Origin of the sequence: Agrobacterium salinitolerans (assembly GCF_027498475.1) — a bacterium.
GTDB lineage: Bacteria > Pseudomonadota > Alphaproteobacteria > Rhizobiales > Rhizobiaceae > Agrobacterium > Agrobacterium salinitolerans.
This window is the reverse complement of sequence record NZ_JAPZLN010000009.1, coordinates 26,212-41,854: the sequence shown is the minus strand read 5'-3', so window position 1 is coordinate 41,854 and position 15,643 is coordinate 26,212. Positions and strand designations below refer to the sequence as shown.

Genomic DNA, 15,643 nt, shown 5'->3' with positions numbered 1-15,643 from the left:
TTTCAGGATGATTTCATGCCGACATCGGAACTGACAAAAGAACGTGACCTCAGGGACTCAAAACCCGTGTGGGCGGATAGCCCGCGTATCGGCGTCCGCAGCAGGCGCACGCCGGAGGCCGACCATTACGATACGATTGTCGTCGGCGCCGGCATCAGCGGCGCACTCGTATCCCACGCCCTGCAACGGCCAGGTCAATCCATGTTGATCGTTGACCGGCGTGAGCCGGTCATGGGCAGCAGTGTCGCCAGCACGGCGATGATCCAGCACGAGATCGATACGCCGCTGACGCAGCTTCGAAAGATGATCGGCGGGCACGCGGCTGACAGGGCATGGCAGCGTTCCGCCCGCGCCGTCCTGCGGCTGGAGGAAATCGTCTCCTCGCTCGGCATTTCCTGCAGCATGAGGCGCAAACAGGCGCTTTATCTCGCCGGAGACGACATGGGATCGCGCGCGTTGAAAGCCGAAGCGGATGCCCGCAAAGAAGCGGGCATCGAGGCCCGTTTCCTCACCGCTGCGGAACTGAGAGAGCAATATGGGCTGGATCGGACCGCCGCCATCCTCAGCGATATCTCGGCCTCCGCCAATCCCGCACAGCTGACGGCCGGCCTTTTGCGCCACACGGCGGGCGCGGGCGCCGAAATCGTCTCGCAGCTTGAGATCACCGATCTTAGAAACCTCGGCGACGCGGTTGTCCTTGCCACCGCCGGTGGCAAAATCCTTTCCGCACGCAATGTCGTTTTCTGCACCGGCTATGAATTTCTGAAAATGCTCGAAAGCCCGAAGCACCAGATCATTTCCACCTGGGCGCTGGCGAGCAGAAAGGGGCTTGACCTGCCCGACTGGCTGGAGAACCACATCGTCTGGGAGGCCTCCGATCCCTATCTCTACCTGCGCACCGACCGGGAGGGGCGGATGATCGCCGGAGGCGAGGACGAGGAAAACCCCACCGCCTACCAGTCGGAGCGCAAGCTCGCCGCCAAGGCGGAAACGATCCGTCGCAAGATCGAAAAGCTTCTCGACATCGATGTGGGAGAACCGGAATATCGCTGGGCGGCGGCCTTCGGCACGACCACCACCGGTCTGCCGCTGATTGGCCCCGTGCCCGGAATGAACAACGTTTATGCAGTGATGGGTTTTGGCGGCAACGGCATTACCTTCAGCCAGATCGCCGCTGAAATCGTGGCCGCCGCCGTCAATGGCGGCAAGGACCCCGACGCCGATCTTTTCCGCTTCGACTGATGTCGTTTAGTCCTCCTTGATGCCCGCCGCCACCTGCATGCGGCGCAGCGTCCACAGGACGACAATACCCATCCCCGAAGCAAGAAGGGCAAGCGGCCACATGCCAAGGCCGGCCGAAAGGCCGATTGCCGCCGAAAGCCACATGCTGGCGCCCGTCGTCAAGCCTTTGACATCGCCTCTGGTATAAACGACCACACCCGCCGCGAGAAAGGCGATGCCGGCCGTCACCGCCTCCACCAACCGGATGGGATCGAGCCGTGCGGCTTCATGACCTTCCGCCATTGTCTCCATCATATGAACGGTGATGACGCAAAAGGTGACGGCGGCGAGGCCGATCAGCATGTTGGTGCGCAGTCCAGCGGTGTTCTTGTGAAACTCCCGTTCCAGACCGATCAGGCCGCACAGGATGACCGCGCCAAACACACGCACCAGCAGCACCTCGAAGGGGATGGAAATATTCATCGAAAATTCTTCTGCTAGGCTTTGGGGCAAGGTCGCATCTCCTCCGGCAATTTCTTCACACTAAGTTTAAGGAGACGTGTTGGTTCCACTCGGCAATATAAACGTTGCGCGCAACAGAGCCGGAACAATGGCCGAGGCAAAGGGTTTGCCTCCCGTGCGCATGGGCGCACGTCACATATTTTCACACATGGGAGAAGGACCAATGGCCGAGAAGAAACTCGACGATCTGTTTTATGACACGCTGAAGGATATTTATTACGCCGAGAGGCAGATACTGAAAGCCCTGCCGAAAATGGCCCGGGCGGCCACCGACCCGAAGCTGAAACAGGCTTTTGAAAAGCACAAAGAAGAAACCCAGGGCCAAATCGAACGCCTGCAGGAAGTGTTCGAAATCATTGGCAAGCGGGCTCAGGGCAAGACCTGCGAAGCCATTCAGGGCATCATCGCCGAAGGCGAAGAGATCATTGAGGATTTCAAGGGAACGCCCGCTCTCGATGCCGGCCTTGTCTCCTCGGCACAGGCGGTCGAGCACTACGAGATCGCCCGCTATGGCACGTTGAAGGCATGGGCGGAAAAGCTTGGCCACACAAAGGCCGTCGCACTGCTGGATGCCACGCTCAAGGAAGAGTCCAAGACCGACGAGGCCCTGACAGCGCTCGCCAAGACCTCTGTTAATGCCGCCGCAGAGAAAAAGGCAGCGTAAGGCGCTCTCATCCAAAACAAAAACCGGAATGGTCACCCATTCCGGTTTTTTTGTGCCTGAAGACCCGTAGACCCTATGGCAGCGTATAGGCGATGACGTAATCGCCGGGCTTGGTTCCAACCGAACCGTGGCCGCCCGCTACCATCACAACATATTGCTTTCCGTTTTCCAGCGAATAGGTCATGGGCGTTGCCTGACCGCCGGCCGGCAGACGCGCTTCCCAGAGCTGCTTGCCGGTCGTCAGGTCATAGGCGCGCAGATAGTTGTCGACGGCAGCACCGAGGAAGGCGACGCCGCCCTTGGTGATCATCGGCCCGCCAATGCCCGGCACGCCCAATTTGAAGGGCAGCGGCAGCGGCGTCATGTCATGGACCGTGCCGTTCTTGTGCTTGTAGGCGATATCGCCGGTGCGCAGGTCAGCGCCCGCGACGTAACCCCATGGCGGGGCCTGGCAGGGAATCTGCAGCGGACCGAGGAACGGGCCCATGAACACGCCATAGGGCGCACCGTCGTTGCGGTTCAGGCCCTGTTCGCTGCCTTTCTCGTCCTGACCCTTCGGCGGAATGTCGGCGCGCGGCACGAGCTGCGAAGTGAAGGCCAGATAGGTCGGCATGCCGAACATGACCTGACGTTCGGGATCGACCGCCACGCTGCCCCAATTGAAGGTGCCGAAATTGCCGGGATAGATGATCGAGCCGTTCAGCGAGGGCGGCGTATAGCGGCCCTCGTAGTTCAACTGATGGAAGCGGATGCGGCAGGCGAGCTGGTCGAACATGGAAACGCCCCACATGTCCTTTTCCTGCAACGGCTCCGGCTTGAAGGACAGCGCTGTCGTCGGCTGAGTCGGAGAGGTGAAATCCTCGGGGATTGCCCCGCCCGGTGCAGGCTCTTCGGTGATCGGCAGCAGCGGCTCGCCGGTGCGCCGGTCGAGAACGTAGATATCCCCCTGCTTGGTCGGGCCGACGAGGGCCGGCACGGTCTGGCCGTCCTTGGTGATGTCGAGCAGCACCGGCTGAGCCGGCACGTCCATGTCCCAGAGATCGTGATGAACCGTCTGGCGCACCCAGCGATCCTTACCGGTATTGATATCCAGCGCGACGATGGAGGAGGAGTATTTCTCCACATTCTCGCTGCGGCCCATGCCGAGCTGATCCGGCACCTGATTGCCGAGCGGGACATAAACGAGACCGAGGCCTTCATCGTAACTGAAGACCGACCAGCTGTTGGGCGAATTGGTGGTGTAGGTCTCACCCGCCGCAATCGGTTCGGTTTTCGCCGGATTGCCGGAATCCCAGTTCCAGACGAGCGCGCCGCTGTTCACATCGAAAGCGCGGATGACGCCGGACTGTTCCTGTGTGGAATAGTTGTCGTTCACCGCACCGCCAATAATGATCTTGCCCGCGGCGATGACGGGTGGCGAGGTTGAATAATAATAACCGGCAGGATTGTATTTCATGCCCTGCTCAAGATGCAGCACACCCTGATCGGCAAAGGACGTGCAGACCTGACCGGTGGCAGCGTCAAGAGCAATCAGCCGCGCGTCCGAGGTCGGCAGGTAGACGCGTTGTGCGCAGGCCGTGCCTTCAGCGGCATTCGGCTCGGCATAATAGGAAACGCCGCGGCAGGTCTGGTGCTGGCGGTCCGGATTGAGACCGACATTGGGGTCGTATTTCCACTTTTCCTTACCGGTGGCGGCGTCGATGGCGATCGCCCAATTATGCGGCGTGCAGATATAAAGCATATTGCCGATCTTGAGCGGCGTCACCTGATAGGTGGTTTCACCCACGTCATCTGGCAGCTTCACATCACCCGTCTGGTAACGCCAGGCTTCCTTGAGCTGCGAGACGTTGTCGACATTGACCTGTGTGAGCGGTGAATAACGCTGGCCATAGGGCGTGCGGCCATATTGATGCCAGTCACCGTCAGGGACATCGCCACCATAAACGGGCGTGGCCGAGGCCGTTTCCTGCGGCAGGGAACCTGCCGTATCGTGCGGATCCTGCGCCATGGAATATCCGGCAACGACGATGGAGGCGAGGACGGAAAGGGCAAGAGGCCAGGCATTCGGCCCATAGCTATGTCCGGTCGGGCTTGCAAAACCGAGCGGCTTTCTGACCCATGGAACCAGAAGCCAGAGACCGATGAGAATGATGACGCCGCCGCGCGGGCCAAGTTGCCACCAGTCGAAGCCGACTTCCCAGATGGCCCAGGCAAGCGTCGCGACAATGAAGACGGCATAGACATGGAGGGCTGCGCGATTGCGCTTGAACAGCAGAAAGGCCGTCAGCAGAAAGGCAAGCCCGGAAAGAACGTAATAAAAGCTCCCGCCCAGCATGACGAGCTGAGAGCCGAAACCGAACAGCGCGAGGCCGATCAGCGTGAGAAAAACTGCAGTGACGGTGACTGCCATGAATGAAACCCCCGATTCCTGTCACTTTGCGTGAAATGAAATCGGGCGCGATATGGTTCCATGAAAATCATCGTCGTCGCGAAAAAACTTCACGCCATGGTGGTCACGGGTTTTGTGGGGCTCCGGTCGAATCCTGCGGTACGGGATTTGTCTCTGTCGACGATGGCGGCTGGGCACGGCCATTTGCCGGATTGTTGTCGAAGGTTCCGGACCCGGACGGCTGCTGCGGCACGGGCGCTGTTTCTGTCTGCGAATTCTGCGGCCGGTTTTCGTCGGGTTCGAAAACCGAATATTCGACAACGGCCCACACCACCAGTGCAAGAAACACGCTGACGATCAGAATGACAAGGACGGGACGCCCGCGCGATCCCTGCCGCGCACGTGTTGCCGTTTCGCTTTTCGGCGCATCCCGACCGCGAAGATAGCTGGCATTATCTCTGGCCATGTCTTTCACTCCCTGTAACCCTGCTGATCTAATCCCCGGGGTCAGGGTTTTGTTCCAGATCACCGGAGCGCCTTAACCGCACTCGACCGGTATACGAGACCTCTCTGAGCCGTCGCAGCCTGTCACATCCACCGCGCTGAAGCTTTGCCCGAGCCCAAGCCAGGAGACCGGCAAGTGCACTCCGTCATCATCCATTTCCCATAACTCGTCTGGCAGGCCGTCCAAATCCGCCAATAGCGAGGGCGATGGCGCCTTGAGAAATTCGGCGTCCGAAAAAGAAAAGTATTTTTTCACCGCAGGGCGCCATCCGCGCCACAGGTCCAGAAAAGCAAGAATTTTCAGCATCATGATTGTCAGGCAATATATCTAAAAAAATAACCTCGCCTTTTTGGCACGTCTGGCGGCCATGCGCATCCCCGTTGCGCCGCAACTGCAGCGAATGGTCGAATTGTGCCAACAAGCCGCCATTGAGTGCCAGATTAACGCCCGACCAGGCGTGATCAGCGGCCGAGCCGTACGATCCAGCGTGTCCATTCGGCGCTATCCGGCTTCAGAATATCCGGTGCAATATCATGGCTTTCCAACGCGAAATGCCGCATCTGGCGCGGCGAAAGGCCGAAGGTCTTCTTGAAGACGCGGCTGAAATTTTCCGGATTGGTGAAACCATAGGACGCAGCCACCTCGGCAATCGTCATATGCGCCGATTGCGGCGCCCGCAGGAAATCCATCGCGCGCTCGAGACGCCGGTGGGTGATGAAGGCCGAAAACCCACCCAGCGGCTCGAAGAGCCGGTAGACGGTGCGTCGCGACACGCCGAATTCGCCCACGACCTTTTCCACTGACAGCGCCGGATCGAGCAGGTGATTGTCGATATAACGCCGGATGGATGCCCTGAGCGCCCGCTGCACGCCCTGCGCATTGCCGTGCCCGACATGATTGTTGATGGCGGCTGCAGCAAGTTCCAGAAGCGGAGAGACCGTGGCTGCGCCTTCACTGGCGTTCATGACGTCGAAATGGCGATAGATGCTCGTCATCGTTTCGCGCAGCAGCGATACCAGCGGCAGACCGGCCGGCAGCACGCGTTCATGATGATTGCCGGAACCGCAAAGCCTGCCTTCCAGCAGCCGGCGCGGCACGACGAGGCTGAGATGATCGTGATCCGACGTAGTAGTGGCCAGCGGCTGCGCCATATCGATGAGATAGAGGTCGCCGGGGCCTGCTGTCTCGCCCGATCCGCGCCGCGACATGCTACGTCCGCTGGCGTAGAACTGCAGGAGAAAACCATCCATGCCGTCGCGGGCGATCTTATGGCGCGAACGGTCGAAATCCTGCGCGAACGACTGGGTGCGGCCAAGCGCGACATTGCCGATGAAAGCGGCATCGACACTGGCGAAGAAACCGTCATCCTGCGATCGCCGCAGGCGGGCATCGAACAGCACATTGATCGAATCCCGCCACAGCGCCATGGCGTCGCGTTTCAGCGCCTGGCGCGTATCAAAGCGTGAGCGCGCCAGCGGCGCCTCAAAAGACCCTGTGTTCGTCATCCCGCTTTTCCGTGAATACGGCGCTGAACCCCGCCGTCCACGAAAATTATACAGGATTGAAACCGTTCAACAATGACGGAAGTCGACGAGACGGTTCGCTTAAAGCGGGTATGCGAAAATTATTTCGCGGTCCAGCCGCCATCGATGGAGATGGTGGCACCGGTGATGGAGCGGGCCATATCGCCCGCGAGATAGAGCGCCATTTCCGCCACTTCTTCCGGTTGTACAAACCGTCTGGTCGGCTGCGGCGCAAGCATTACCTTTTTCACCACGTCCTCCTCGCTCATGCCATGCACGCGCGCCTGATCGGCGACCTGGGCGGCGACAAGCGGTGTCCAGACATAACCGGGGCAGATGGCGTTGCAGGTAATGCCAAGTTCGGCCACCTCCAGCGCCACGCTTTTCGTCAGGCCCACCACCGCATGTTTGGTCGCCACATAAGGCCCCTTGAAGGGCGAGGCACGCAAACCATGGGCGGAGGCGATATTGACGATGCGACCCCAGCCCCTTTCCTTCATGCCGGGCAAGGCCGCATGGATGGTGTGAAACGCGCTGTCGAGCGAGATGGCGACGATGCGGGAGAAATCGGCGAAATCGAACTCGTCGATCGGCGCGACCTTCTGAATGCCGGCATTGTTGACCAGGACGTCGATATGGCCGAACTCGGCGATGACGGTTTCCGGCAGATGCGCGCTCTCGTCATAATGGGCGAGGTTGGCGGCAAAATAGACCGGCCTGTGCCGCGCCGCCTTCGCGACCGCCTCCAGCGCCGGCGTCGCCTCCTCAGCCGCCTCTATGCCATGCAACGCGACCCGAAATCCCGCTTCGGCGAAACGCTTGGCGATGGCAAGTCCAATGCCGCTGGTGGAGCCCGTGACGAGCACGGTTTTCGGTTGATCCTCCATAGGCCTAGTCCTTCAGCTGCGGCAGGTTGCGGAAAAGTTCAAGCGCTTCGGGATTGGCCAGCGCATCGACATTCTTCACCGGCCGGCCATGGATGGCGTCGCGTACCGCGATTTCGGAAATCTTGCCGGAACGGGTGCGGGGAATGGCGGCAACGGCAATGATCCTTGCCGGCACATGCCGCGGCGTCGCGCCTGAACGGATGCAGCTGCGGATGGTCTTTTCCAACTCCTCCGTCAGGGCAGTGCCTTCTTTCATGCGTATGAAAAGGATGACCCGCTGGTCGCCATCGATATCCTGTCCGACGGCAATGGCCTCCTCGACTTCGGGGACGGTTTCCACCTGCCGGTAGATTTCCGCCGTCCCGATGCGGACCCCGCCGGGATTGAGGGTCGTGTCCGAACGCCCATGAATGACGTATCCGCCGGAGGGGCGCAGCTCGGCAAAATCGCCATGCGCCCAGATGCCCGGAAACCGGTCGAAATAGGCGGCCTGATACCGTGAACCGTCCACATCGCCCCAAAATTTCACCGGCATGGACAGATGAGCGTTGCGGCAGACAAGTTCACCGGCGACGCCGCGAACGGAACGGCCCTCGTCGTCAAGCGTATCGATATCCATGCCGAGCATCGCGCCCTGCAATTCGCCGCGATGCACCGGCTGCAAAGGGTTGCCGCCGAGGAAACAGGCGCAGATATCCGTGCCGCCGGAAATGGAGGCGAGGTGCACGTCGGCCTTCCAGTCGCAATAGATATAATCGAAGGATTGCGGGATGAGCGGCGAGCCTGTCGAAAGGATCGTCCTGAGCGATGAAAGGTCATGGCTTTCACGCGGCTTCAGCCCAGCCTTCAGGCAAGCGTCGATGAACTTCGCCGATGTGCCGAAAGTGGCGATCCGTTCGGCGTCGATGAGATCGATCAGCCGCGCGGAGGTTGGATAACCGGGATTGCCGTCATAGGTGACAAGCGTTGCGCCGAGCGCCAAACCGGATACCTGCCAATTCCACATCATCCAGCCGCAGGTGGTGAAATAGAAGAAACGCTCGCCTTCCTGAATGTCGCATTGCAGCTTCTGCTCCTTCATGTGCTGAAGAAGCAAACCGCCGCCGGAATGGGTGATGCATTTCGGTTTGCCGGTCGTGCCCGAAGAATAAAGGATCGCCAGCGGCGCCTTGACGGGCAGACGGTTGAAGGCAATCTCACCCCCCGCATAAGGCGCGACGAAATCCGTAAGCGTCACGCAGCCGAGATCGGCAAGGCTTTTGGGAACGGCATCGCCGATCAGCACGATCTTTTCGGGACTTGCACTTTCCGCCACCGCACGGATGGTCGGGGCTACATCGATGCGCTTACCAGCATAACCATATTCCGGCACGGCGATGAGGACTTTCGGGTCGATCTGGGAAAGGCGGTCCGAGGCCCCGGCGGGGCCGAAATCGGGGGAGCAGGACGACCAGATCGCCCCGATGGCGCTGACAGCCAGATAGCTGACGATCGTCTCGATATCGTGGGTGACGATGGCGCCGACACGGTCGCCTTCCCTCACACCGGCTTGGGCAAGAGCCTGCACCATGCGGGACACTTCGGCGTAAAGCTCTTTGCGAGTAATCTCGCGCCTTGTTCCATCGTCGCGATAGGCGATGATGGCCAGCCGCTCATCCGCATCGCGCAGCAGGTTTTCGGCATAATTGAGCCTCGTGCCCGGATAGAACTCGGCCTCCCGGATCGTCGCGCCCGGTTTGAACGCCACGTCGCCTCGCGTGCCGATAATGCCGAGTTCGTCCCACAGAGCATCGTAAAATTCATCCGGCGCGTCGATGGACCAGCGCAGCAGGCCGGCATAATCATCGGCGGCCTGCCCGTGCAGCTTTGCCGTTTTCGTCGCGAAGGAAAAAAGCGACGAATGCTCCAGCCTTTCACGCGGCGGCACCCACAGAATATCGGAAGGCGTGGCGTCCATCATGCATCGCCCCCACGCAGCATCTCAACGATGGCGGAAAAATCGCGCCCGCCGCTTCCCGCATCGACGAAGTTTTCATAAAGCGCCGCCGCCGCCGCGCCGAGCGGGGTGGAAGCCCCGGCTCCATTCGCCGCCTCCTGCGAAAGCTTCAGATCCTTCAACATCAGGGCCGCCGCAAAACCGGGCTGGTAATCCTTGTTGGCGGGCGATGTCGGCACCGGCCCGGGCACCGGGCAATAGGTGGTGAGCGACCAGCATTGCCCGGAAGAAGTGGCGGCGACATCGAACAGCGCCTGATGGGAAAGCCCGAGTTTTTCGCCCAGCACGAAGGCTTCCGAGACTGCGATCATGGAGATGCCGAGGATCATGTTGTTGCAAATCTTCGCCGCCTGGCCGTTACCGCCCTTGCCGCAATGCACGATCTTCTTGCCCATTGCCTCAAGCACCGGCTTTGCCGCAGAGAAGGCCGCAGCCTCACCGCCGCACATGAAGGTGAGCGTGCCGGCGGCAGCTCCGCCTGTTCCGCCCGATACGGGCGCGTCAACCGAGGAGCAAGCGGCGGAAGCGGCGAGTTCATGCGCCTTCAGGGCGCTTTCCATATCCACCGTCGAGCAATCGATGAGAAGCGTTCCAGCAGGGATTTTCCGAACCAGATCGCCATAGACCGACACGACGTGTTCGCCCTTCGGCAGCATGGTGATGATTACTTCAGCGGCTTCGATGGCCTCGGCCGAATCCGAGGCGACGGGAACGCCCGCCTCTTTCGCCGCCGCGCGGCAGGCGTCGGCAAGATCATATCCCCTGACGGCATAACCTGCCTTGACGAGATTGGCGGCCATCGGCAGGCCCATATGTCCCAGCCCGAGAAAAGCGACGGTCTTCATAGGTGCGCTCCTTTCAGCGATTATCCGCAAGGATCATGTCGGCAGCCTTTTCGGCAATCATGATCGTCGGCGAATTGGTGTTTCCGGATGTAATGCGCGGCATCACCGATGCGTCGGCGACGCGCAGCCCGGCGAGCCGGCGGAATTTCAGCCGCGCATCGACAACGCTTTCCATATCCGACCCCATGCGCAGCGTGCCGACAGGGTGGAAGATGGTGGTGCCGATATCGCCCGCCGCTTTGGCAAGATCATTGTCGTTTTCAAAGGAGGGACCCGGCTTGTATTCCTCCGGCTTGAAGCGCGCGAAGGACGGCTGGGCCACGATGCGGCGCGTCAGCCGCATGGCGTCGATGGCCACCTGGCGGTCGCCTTCGGTGGAAAGATAGTTCGGGCGGATTTCCGGCTGCATGGCGAAATCCGGTCCTTTCACATGCACTGAACCCCGGCTTTCCGGCCGCAGATTGCAGACACTTGCGGTAATGGCCGGAAAATTGTGAACCGGATCGCCGAACTTGTCGAGTGAAACCGGCTGGACATGATATTCCAGATCGGCGGTTTCCTTTTCCGGCGAGGAGCGGGTGAAGACGCCGAGCTGGCTGGGTGCCATCGACATCGGCCCGGAGCGCGTCAGCGCATATTCCAGCCCGATCCTCGCCTTGCCGAACAGGGTGGAGGCCCTTTCATTCAGCGTCAGGACGCCGGAGACCTTGTAGACCATGCGCAATTGCAGATGGTCCTGCAGGTTCTCGCCCACACCCTGAATCTCGGCCACGGTGTCGATACCGGCCGCCTGCAGCACATCGCCACGGCCGACGCCGGAAAGCTCCAGAACATGCGGCGAACCGATCGCGCCGGCGGACAGCACCGTCTCGCGCCGCGCCCGCATCGTTTTCAAGACGCCGTCATGGTGAAACTCGACGCCGGTCACCCGGCCCTCTTCGATGATGAGACGCTTGACATGCGCCTTGGTCAGCACCGTCAGGTTCTTGCGACCAAGCACCGGCTTCAGAAAGGCTTTCGCCGTGTTCCAGCGCCAGCCGGCCCGCTGGTTGACATCGAAATAACCGGCGCCTTCATTGTCGCCCCGGTTGAAATCATCGGTCGCTGGAATGCCCGCTTCGCCCGCTGCCTTCTGGAAGGCGTCCAGCACATCCCAGCGCACCCGCGCCTTTTCCACGCGCCATTCGCCGCCGGCGGCATGCAGATCGCTCTTGCCGCGATAGAAGTCTTCCGACTTCAGGAAATAGGGAAGTATATCGTTCCACCCCCAGCCCTCGCAGCCGAGCTGCCGCCACATATCGTAGTCGCGCGCCTGGCCGCGCATATAGATCATGCCATTGATGGAGGAGCAGCCGCCAAGCACCTTGCCGCGCGGATAGATCAGCGAGCGGCCGTTAAGCCCCGGCTCTTCCACCGTTTTGAAACACCAGTCGGTGCGCGGATTGTTGATGCAATAGAGATAACCGACCGGAATGTGGATCCAGTGGTAATTATCGTTGCCGCCCGCTTCCAGAAGCAAAACGCGGTTGTTCGGATCTTTCGAAAGGCGGTTGGCGAGAACGCATCCGGCACTCCCCGCTCCGATGACGATATAGTCATATTCGCCCATGCTCTTCTCCACGCGTCACCCTTGCCGCACCGTTCCGGACGCGGAGGCCGCCTTCCAAGTGTTTTAAAAATGTCTAGCTGCGGTGCTGAAAGCCGAGTTTTCTCCCGAGCCGCGACGCGTAAAATTCGCCGATAAGACCACGCCGGAACACCAGGACGCAGGCCATGAAGACAAGGCCGGTAATGATGGTGACCGGGAAATCCGATGTCGCGAGATAGTTCTGCAAGGTAACGACAAGGCCTGCGCCAAAAATCGGGCCGATCATGGTGCCGATACCGCCGAGCAACGTCATCAGGATCACTTCGCCGGACATCTGCCAGGTGACGTCGGTGAGCGTTGCGAACTGGAACACCAGCGCTTTGAGGCCTCCCGCAAGACCGGCCAGCGTCGCCGACATGACGAAAGCACCGAGCTTGTAGCGCTGCACGCTGTAGCCCAGCGAAATGGCGCGCTGCTCGTTTTCGCGGATCGATTTCAGGATCATGCCGAAGGGCGAATTGACGAAACGCCAGATGACCAGCAGTGCCAGCACAAAGGCTGCAAGCACCGTGTAATAGATATTGAGCGGCGCATTAAGGTCGAGAAGGCCGAAGAGATGGCCTCGCGGCACGCCCTGCAACCCATCCTCGCCATGGGTAAACGGCGCCTGAAGGCAGAAGAAATAAAACATCTGCGACAGTGCCAGCGTGATCATGGCGAAATAGATGCCCTGGCGGCGGATGGCGAAAAAGCCGATGACCAAGCCGAGAAGGGCCGCCCCTGCCATGCCGATGACAAGGCCGATTTCCGGCGTCACGCCCCATTCCTTCACCGAATAGGCCGTGAAATAGGCCGCACCGCCAAAGAATGCCGCATGGCCGAAGGACAACAGTCCCGTGTAACCGATCAGCAGATTGAAGGCGCAGGCAAAAAGCGCAAAGCACAGCAGCTTCATCAGAAAGATCGGATAAACGAACATCGGCGCGGCGACGAGGACAGCAAGGCCAGCCAGAATAAGCACGGTCTTGATGGCGCCGGCGGTCGCAGAGACTTCGGTTTGCGGCATCGCACCGGCGGTGGGGTTGTGGGTGGCTTTGGACATATCAGGCGTCCTTTCCGAAAAGTCCGGCGGGGCGGATGAGCAGCACAAAGGCCATGATGACGAAGATGACGATGTTGGAGGCTTCCGGATAAAACACCTTGGTCAGGCCTTCGGCGACGCCCAGCATGTAGCCGGTGACGATGGCGCCCATGATCGACCCCATGCCGCCGACGACGACCACGGCGAAGACGACGATGATAAGGTTGGTGCCCATCAGCGGCGAGACCTGATAGATGGGCGCTGCGAGAACTCCGGTGAAACCGGCAAGGCCAGCGCCCAGGGCGTAGGTCAGCGTCAGCAGCACCGGCACGTTGATGCCGAAGGCCTGCACCAGTGTCGGGTTTTCCGTCGCAGCACGCAGATAAGAGCCGAGACGCGTCTTTTCGATCAAGGCCCAGGTGGCGATGCAGACGATGAGCGAAATCACGACGACAAAGGCGCGGTAGTTCGGCAGGAACATGAAGCCGAGATTGGTGCCGCCGGCAAGCTCACGCGGCACCGAATAAGGCTGGCCGGCAGCGCCGTAAAGCCAGCGGAACGTGCCTTCCACCACAAGCGCCAAGCCGAAGGTGAAGAGCAGCCCGTAAAGCGGATCGAGATCATAAAGCCGCGACAGCAGGAAGCGTTCGACGATCGCGCCGAAAAGCGCAACAACGAGCGGTGTCACCACCAGCGCCGCCCAGAAATTGATGCCGAAATATTGCAGGCCGAGAAAGGCGACAAAAGCGCCGAGCATATATTGCGCCCCATGCGCAAAATTGATGACGCGCAGCAGGCCGAAAATGACGGCAAGGCCCAAAGACAGCAGCGCATAAAAGGACCCGTTGATAAGGCCCACCAGCAATTGCCCGAGCAGCGCCTGAATTGGAATACCGAAGAGCATCGTCATCGTTAAACCCCCAGCACTTTGTTGAGTTCGCCCATGCGGCCAGAAAGCTCGCTGACCGGAAAATTGCTGACCATCTGGCCGTGATCCATCAGGTAGAAACGGTCGGCGATACGGCTGGCGAAACGGAAATTCTGTTCGACCAGAACAACGGTCATGCCGCGACTCTTCAGCTTTTGCAGCACCTCGCCAATGCGCTGCACGATAACGGGCGCAAGTCCCTCTGTCGGTTCGTCGAGCAAAAGCACCTTGACGCCGGTGCGCAGGATGCGCGCCATGGCCAACATCTGCTGTTCGCCGCCAGAAAGCTTGGTGCCGGGGCTGGTGCGACGTTCGTATAGATTGGGAAACAACTCGTAGATTTCATCGAGCGTCATGCCACCGGAGGCGACGACGGGCGGCAGCATCAGATTTTCCTCGACACTCAGCGTCGCGAAGATGCCGCGTTCCTCCGGCACGAAACCGAGGCCGTATTTTGCCGTGCGATGCAGCGGCACCGGCATCATATCCTTGCCGCCCAGCTTGATGGAACCCTTGCGGTTGCGGATGATACCCATGATGGTGCGCAGCGTCGTGGTCTTGCCCACACCGTTGCGGCCGAGAATGGTGATGGTTTCGCCCTCGCCGACCGTCAGATCGACACCGTGCAGCGCCTGGCTTTCGCCATACCAGGATTTGAGGTTGGAGACTTCGAGCATTGCCGCCATATCAAGCCTCCTCCGTGCCCATATAGGCCGTGCGCACCCGCGGATCGGCTGAAACGGTGGCATAATCACTCTCCGCCAGAATTTCGCCGCGCTGCAACACCGTGACCTGATGGCAGATATCCGCCACGACTTTCAGATTATGTTCCACCATCAGCACCGCGCGAGTCTTGGCCACCTCCCGGATGAGTTCGGCCACATGGGAGACATCTTCCCCGCCCATGCCGGCCATCGGCTCATCGAGCAGCAGAACCTTCGGATCGAGCGCCAGCGTGGTGGCGATTTCGAGAACCCGCTTGCGGCCGTAAGAAAGATCGGCCGCAAGCGCATGTTTTTCCCGTGTGAGGCCGACCGTGGCGATCAGTTCCTCGGCGCGGGCGTTCAGCCTGTCGAGTGAGGAGAGCGGCAGCCAGAACTGCGTTGCAAGGCCATTCGGCCGCTGCAACGCCACCCGCACATTTTCCAGAACCGTCAGATGCGGAAACACCGCCGATATCTGGAAAGACCTGACGAGGCCGAGACGCGCCACCTTGTCCGGCGGCGTCCTTGTTATATCCGTTCCCATGAAGGTGATCGCCCCGCCCGTCGGCTGGAGAAACTTGGTCAATAGATTAAAGACCGTTGTTTTGCCGGCGCCGTTCGGACCGATCAGCGCATGCACGCGGGCATGGTGGACGTCGAGATCGACGTTTTTCACGGCCGCGAATGCGCCGAAGGTCTTGGAGAGACCACGCGCCGAAAGAACGACGCGAGGTTCGGCCTGCCCGGCGGGGGCGGGAGCGATCATCATCAAGCTTTCCCCTTTTTATTC

15 protein-coding genes are annotated in these 15,643 nt (G+C 60.4%); 2 read left to right on the top strand and 13 right to left on the bottom strand.

All coding sequences use genetic code 11. From position 1 onward, the window contains the following. The first annotated feature begins 15 nt into the window (after positions 1-15). On the top strand, positions 16-1,242 hold the full coding sequence (locus O9X91_RS22655; RefSeq protein ID WP_269833266.1) for an NAD(P)/FAD-dependent oxidoreductase: 1,227 nt from the start codon (positions 16-18) through the stop codon (positions 1,240-1,242). Positions 1,243-1,248: 6 nt separating this feature from the next. Here the strand turns inward: O9X91_RS22655 and O9X91_RS22650 are convergent, their stop codons facing one another. After that, the gene (locus tag O9X91_RS22650) at positions 1,249-1,734 is read right to left on the bottom strand and encodes an MgtC/SapB family protein (protein ID WP_137412460.1); all 486 of its coding nucleotides are present in this window, start codon (positions 1,732-1,734) and stop codon (positions 1,249-1,251) included. Between the two features lie 172 nt (positions 1,735-1,906). On the opposite strand from O9X91_RS22650, the gene O9X91_RS22645 reads away from it, so the two are divergent. Beyond that, entirely contained in the window at positions 1,907-2,407 is a 501-nt protein-coding gene (locus O9X91_RS22645) for a YciE/YciF ferroxidase family protein (protein WP_137412461.1), read from the top strand. 73 nt (positions 2,408-2,480) lie between these two features. Here O9X91_RS22645 and O9X91_RS22640 read toward each other — a convergent pair whose 3' ends face one another. The 12 genes from O9X91_RS22640 to O9X91_RS22585 all read right to left on the bottom strand — a co-directional run bounded on the left by O9X91_RS22640 (position 2,481) and on the right by O9X91_RS22585 (position 15,622). Further along, positions 2,481-4,817, bottom strand: a complete 2,337-nt coding sequence (locus tag O9X91_RS22640) for a glucose/quinate/shikimate family membrane-bound PQQ-dependent dehydrogenase (protein ID WP_269833268.1) — start codon at positions 4,815-4,817, stop codon at positions 2,481-2,483. A 103-nt stretch (positions 4,818-4,920) separates the two neighbouring features. Then, complete coding sequence (locus O9X91_RS22635; protein WP_077984967.1) at positions 4,921-5,262, bottom strand: flagellar basal body-associated FliL family protein; 342 nt, start codon at positions 5,260-5,262, stop codon at positions 4,921-4,923. Positions 5,263-5,449: 187 nt separating this feature from the next. Continuing rightward, positions 5,450-5,719 (bottom strand): hypothetical protein, encoded by a 270-nt coding sequence (locus O9X91_RS22630; protein ID WP_191218065.1) that lies wholly within the window; start codon positions 5,717-5,719, stop codon positions 5,450-5,452. A 43-nt stretch (positions 5,720-5,762) separates the two neighbouring features. Further along, positions 5,763-6,806 (bottom strand): helix-turn-helix domain-containing protein, encoded by a 1,044-nt coding sequence (locus tag O9X91_RS22625; protein WP_142913447.1) that lies wholly within the window; start codon positions 6,804-6,806, stop codon positions 5,763-5,765. Positions 6,807-6,925: 119 nt separating this feature from the next. Beyond that, positions 6,926-7,711: a 3-hydroxybutyrate dehydrogenase gene (locus tag O9X91_RS22620; RefSeq protein ID WP_142913446.1), complete on the bottom strand. Its 786-nt coding sequence runs from the start codon at positions 7,709-7,711 to the stop codon at positions 6,926-6,928. Positions 7,712-7,715: 4 nt separating this feature from the next. Then, positions 7,716-9,671, bottom strand: coding sequence for an acetoacetate--CoA ligase (locus O9X91_RS22615; protein WP_269833269.1), 1,956 nt, complete (start codon positions 9,669-9,671; stop codon positions 7,716-7,718). After that, positions 9,668-10,552 carry a 3-hydroxyisobutyrate dehydrogenase gene (gene mmsB / locus O9X91_RS22610; protein WP_077984972.1) on the bottom strand — a complete coding sequence of 295 codons (885 nt, stop codon included), beginning with the start codon at positions 10,550-10,552 and terminating at the stop codon, positions 9,668-9,670. The genes O9X91_RS22615 and mmsB overlap by 4 nt, the downstream gene beginning before the upstream one ends. Before the next feature lie 13 nt (positions 10,553-10,565). Further along, positions 10,566-12,161 (bottom strand): GMC family oxidoreductase, encoded by a 1,596-nt coding sequence (locus O9X91_RS22605; protein WP_269833270.1) that lies wholly within the window; start codon positions 12,159-12,161, stop codon positions 10,566-10,568. Positions 12,162-12,234: 73 nt separating this feature from the next. Next, positions 12,235-13,242: a branched-chain amino acid ABC transporter permease gene (locus tag O9X91_RS22600; protein WP_142913443.1), complete on the bottom strand. Its 1,008-nt coding sequence runs from the start codon at positions 13,240-13,242 to the stop codon at positions 12,235-12,237. Between the two features lies 1 nt (position 13,243). Then, complete coding sequence (locus tag O9X91_RS22595) at positions 13,244-14,131, bottom strand: branched-chain amino acid ABC transporter permease (RefSeq protein ID WP_077984974.1); 888 nt, start codon at positions 14,129-14,131, stop codon at positions 13,244-13,246. A 2-nt stretch (positions 14,132-14,133) separates the two neighbouring features. Beyond that, on the bottom strand, positions 14,134-14,835 hold the full coding sequence (locus O9X91_RS22590; protein ID WP_173991393.1) for an ABC transporter ATP-binding protein: 702 nt from the start codon (positions 14,833-14,835) through the stop codon (positions 14,134-14,136). 1 nt (position 14,836) lies between these two features. Next, complete coding sequence (locus tag O9X91_RS22585) at positions 14,837-15,622, bottom strand: ABC transporter ATP-binding protein (RefSeq protein ID WP_269834394.1); 786 nt, start codon at positions 15,620-15,622, stop codon at positions 14,837-14,839. Positions 15,623-15,643 lie beyond the last annotated feature (21 nt).